Origin of the sequence: Actinomadura roseirufa (genome assembly GCF_900659635.1) — a bacterium.
In the GTDB taxonomy this organism is placed as follows: domain Bacteria; phylum Actinomycetota; class Actinomycetes; order Streptosporangiales; family Streptosporangiaceae; genus Spirillospora; species Spirillospora roseirufa.
Genome location: NZ_CAACVB010000456.1, coordinates 1 through 3866, shown reverse-complemented (window position 1 = coordinate 3866; position 3866 = coordinate 1). Strand labels below are relative to the sequence as shown.

Genomic DNA, 3866 nt, shown 5'->3' with positions numbered 1-3866 from the left:
ACGCCGTCCCGGGCGAGCTGGTGTCCTTCGCCCCGCACCTGACGACGCTGCTGGCCGCCGTCCCCGCCTGGATGGAGGCGGCGGGCGTGCGGCGCCGGGCCGACCTCGCGCGGCTGGACGTCGCCGCGGCGCTGCGCGGGCTGCTGCCCTGGGAGGCCGCCGGACGGCTGGACGAGCTGGCCCCGGAGCGGGTGGAGGTGCCGTCGGGGTCGCGGATCCGCGTCGACTACACGGCGGAGCGGCCCGTCCTCGCGGTGAAGCTCCAGGAGCTGTTCGGCTGGGACGCGGCGCCGCGCCTGGCGGGCGGGCGCGTCCCGCTGGTGGTGCACCTGCTGTCGCCGGCCGGGCGTCCCGCCGCCGTCACCGCGGATCTGGCGGCGTTCTGGCGGGAGGGCTACCGGGCCGTCCGCGCCGAGCTGCGCGGCCGCTACCCCCGCCACCCCTGGCCCGAGGACCCCACGACCGCCGCCCCCACCAAACGCACCAATCCCAGGCGATAGCCGTCACGGCGGGTGCGCCCCGTCCACTCCCGGCCCGGGTCCCCAGCCGCCACGCGAGCGCGCGCCCTGACCGGCGGGGCGAAGCCGGAGGCGAGCCCCGCCGGGAAGATCGCGAAGCGATTCGCGCTCGCACAAGCACGGTCACGGGCGAGCCGCCAGGCGAGCCCGTGGGCCGGGATTGCAGTGAACACAGCGCGCTCGCACCAAGAACGGTCAAGGGACGAGCTAGGCGTGTCCCTTGGGCCGGTCTTGCGTTAGTAGTCCTTCGATGCCGTCGAGGATGCGCTGGAGGCCGAACTCGAAGGCGCGGGCGGGGGCGACGGCGGCGTTGTACTCCTGCCCGGCGGCGGTGCCGACGCGGCTGCCGAGGGGATAGGCGGCGGGGTCGCTGAGCGTCTCCAGGACGGGGGCGATGGCCGCCCACCATTCGGCGTCGCTGATGCCGCTGCGGCGCTCGGCCTCGGCGGCGTTGACCGAGACGCGCGCCGAGCTCTGGGCGAAGCCCGTGACGAGGGCGATGACCGCGTCCATCTCCAGGTCGGTGAGGCCCACGCCCTCCACGGCGCGCAGTTCGAACTCGTACTTGGCCAGCAGGTTCGGGCCCATCGGCGGGCGGACGGCGGCGACCTGCAGCAGCCACGGGTGGCGGTGGTAGAGCGCCCAGTTGTCGCGGGCGATGTGCTCCAGGCGGGCGCGCCAGCCGCCGGGGACGGCGTCGGCGGGGGTGAGCTCGCCGGCGGCGCGGTCGAGCATGACGTCGATCAGCTCGGCCTTGCTCGGCACGTAGGTGTAGAGGGTCATGGTGGCGACGCCGAGTTCGTCGGCGACGCGGCGCATGGACAGCGCCTCCAGGCCCTCGGCGTCGGCCACGGCGATCGCGGCGCGGACGATCGCGTCCACGGTCAGGCGGGGCTTGGGGCCGCGCCTGGGCCTGGCCTGGGCGTTCCAGAGCAGTTCGAGGCTGCGCCTGGGATCCCCGCTCCCGCTGTACTCGGTCGTCATCGCTCCCATCCTGGCAGGGAAGAAACTCCGTACGACGTACGTTATAGTCTCCGCGATGGTTAATCCGTATGTCGTACGGAGTTTCAGGAGACCCATGACCACATCAGAGTTCGCGGTCGTCGCCGAGGGGCTGCGCAAGCGCTACGGCGACACCGAGGCCCTCGCCGGGCTGGACCTGCGGGTGCCCGCCGGGACCGTGCACGGACTGCTCGGCCCGAACGGCGCGGGCAAGACGACCGCCGTACGCGTGCTGACCACGCTGGCCAGGCCGGACGGCGGCCGCGCCACCGTCGCCGGGCACGACGTGGTGCGCGCCGCCGCCCGGGTGCGGGCCGGCGTCGGGCTCGTCGGGCAGCACGCGGCCGTGGACGAGGTGCTCAGCGGGCGGCGGAACCTCGTCATGTTCGGCCGGCTGTGCCACCTCGGCCCGCGCGCGGCCCGGCGGCGGGCCGAGGAGCTGCTGGAGCGGTTCCGGCTGACCGAGGCGGCCGGGCGGCCCGCCGGGAGCTACTCCGGCGGCATGCGGCGCCGCCTGGACCTGGCGGCCGGCATGATCCTCGCGCCGCCCGTCCTGTTCCTGGACGAGCCGACCACCGGTCTGGACCCGCGCGCCCGCGCCGAGGTGTGGGACGAGGTCCGCGCGCTGGTGGGCGGCGGAACGACCGTCCTGCTCACCACGCAGTACCTGGAGGAGGCCGACCGACTCGCCGACGGGATCTCGGTGATCGACCGCGGCAGGGTCATCGCTGAGGGCAGCCCCGGCGACCTCAAGGCGCGGGTCGGCGGCGGCCGGATCGAGGTCGTGCTCGAGGACCCCGCCGCGCTCACCGCCGCCGCCGAGATCGTCGCGCGGGCCGCCGGGGCGAGGGCGGAGGTCGACCCGGGCGCCCTGCGCGTGGGGGCGCCCGCCGACGCGGGCGGCGCGGCCGTGCTGATCGAGGTCGTGCGGGCCCTGGACGGAGCGGGCGTCCGCGTCGCCGACATCGTCCTGCGGCGGCCCACGCTGGACGAGGCGTTCCTGCGCCTCACCGGCGACCGGCAGCAGGGCGACACCGGACAGAAGGACGACACCGAGCAGAAGGAGGTGCCCGCATGATGCCCCTGCCGGAGACCCCGCTCGGGCGGCTGCGCTGGGCCGTCGCCGACACCCGGACGCTGACCGGGCGCGCCCTCGCGCACTGGGCGCGGCGGCCCGGCGACGTGGCCGTCGCGCTGCTGTTCCCCGTGGTCGTCGTGCTGCTGATGGGCTACCTGTTCGGCGGGCAGATGGAGGTGCCCGGCGGCGGCGGTTACCGCGCGTTCATCGTGCCGGGCATGTTCGCGATGACCATGCTGTTCGGCGTGGAGACGACGTTCGCCGAGATCGCCGGGGACAAGGCCCGCGGCGTCACCGACCGGTTCCGCGCCATGCCCACCGCGCCGTCCGCGGTGATCGCCGGGCGCGGCGTCGCCGACCTGCTGCACTCGGTCGCCGCGCTCGTGGTCATGGCGTGCTGCGGGCTGGCGATCGGCTGGCGCGCGGGCGACGGCGCCGGGCGGGCGCTCGCCGGGTTCGGCCTGCTGCTCCTGCTGCGCTTCGCGCTCATCTGGACGGGGGTCTACCTGGGCCTCGGCGCCAAGGGGCCGGAGTCGGTGGCGACCGTGCAGATGCTGGTGTGGCCGATCGGGTTCCTGTCCAGCGCCATGGTCGCGCCCGCGACCATGCCGGACTGGCTCGGCGTGATCGCCGAGTGGAACCCGATGTCGGCGACCGTCACCGCCTGCCGTGAGCTGTTCGGCGACCCCGCCCCGGCCGGCGGATCCTGGGCCGGGCGGCACAGCGTCCTGCTGGCCGTGGCGTGGCCGCTGCTGATCACGGCGGTGTTCTTCCCGCTGGCGGCACGCCGCTTCCGCGCCATGGCCCGGTGAGGGCCGGGTCGCCGAGGGGGCCCGTGGGCGACCCGTCGACGGCCCGCTAGGGGAGCGCGGCCGCCCGGTGGCGCGCCAGGGCCAGAGCCGGGTAGCACGCCTCAGGAAGGGGCTCCGCGCCGTCCAGGGCGGCGCGGAGCCTGCCGCCCGCGGCGGCGGAGTCGTAGGGCTGGACGACGCACAGCTCGGCCTGCACCGCCTGCCGGGCCGCCGCCATCAGCGCGGGCACGTCCCCCACGACCACGATCTCGGCCGGCGCGCCGCCGTGGGCGAGCCGGACGGCCAGCGCGTGCGCCCCCACGGTGCCCGCCCCGGCGTAGCGGAACTCGCAGACCAGGCGGTCGCCGTCCAGCGGGCCCTCCTGGATCAGCCACGCCTGCCCGGGGACGACCCGGCCGAGCGCCGCCTCCCAGGGCGCCGCGGGCACGCCGCCGAGGGCGTCCGCGGCGCGGCCGG

General features: G+C 76.2%; 4 protein-coding genes and 1 pseudogene. 3 read left to right on the top strand and 2 right to left on the bottom strand.

All coding sequences use genetic code 11. From position 1 onward, the window contains the following. Positions 1 to 500 (top strand): ATP-dependent helicase C-terminal domain-containing protein (locus tag E1291_RS39985; RefSeq protein ID WP_278045315.1); only part of this gene is annotated, 500 nt, incomplete at its 5' end. A 225-nt stretch (positions 501 to 725) separates the two neighbouring features. Here E1291_RS39985 and E1291_RS39980 read toward each other — a convergent pair. Further along, positions 726 to 1502, bottom strand: coding sequence for a TetR/AcrR family transcriptional regulator (locus E1291_RS39980; protein ID WP_131743205.1), 777 nt, complete (start codon positions 1500 to 1502; stop codon positions 726 to 728). 94 nt (positions 1503 to 1596) lie between these two features. On the opposite strand from E1291_RS39980, the gene E1291_RS39975 reads away from it, so the two are divergent. Together E1291_RS39975 and E1291_RS39970 are read left to right on the top strand one after the other, a co-directional pair. Next, entirely contained in the window at positions 1597 to 2598 is a 1002-nt protein-coding gene (locus E1291_RS39975; protein ID WP_131743204.1) for an ATP-binding cassette domain-containing protein, read from the top strand. Then, entirely contained in the window at positions 2595 to 3410 is an 816-nt protein-coding gene (locus E1291_RS39970) for an ABC transporter permease (protein WP_131743203.1), read from the top strand. The genes E1291_RS39975 and E1291_RS39970 overlap by 4 nt, the downstream gene beginning before the upstream one ends. A 46-nt stretch (positions 3411 to 3456) precedes the next feature. Here E1291_RS39970 and E1291_RS39965 read toward each other — a convergent pair. After that, positions 3457 to 3866: pseudogene (locus E1291_RS39965) on the bottom strand (hypothetical protein); the annotation flags it as partial.

Coding starts and splice junctions, on each gene's coding strand:
- E1291_RS39970 (WP_131743203.1), top strand. CDS start 2,595: ATGATGCCCCTGCCGGAGACCCCGCTCGGGCGGCTGCGCTGGGCCGTC.
- E1291_RS39975 (WP_131743204.1), top strand. CDS start 1,597: ATGACCACATCAGAGTTCGCGGTCGTCGCCGAGGGGCTGCGCAAGCGC.
- E1291_RS39980 (WP_131743205.1), bottom strand. CDS start 1,502: ATGACGACCGAGTACAGCGGGAGCGGGGATCCCAGGCGCAGCCTCGAA.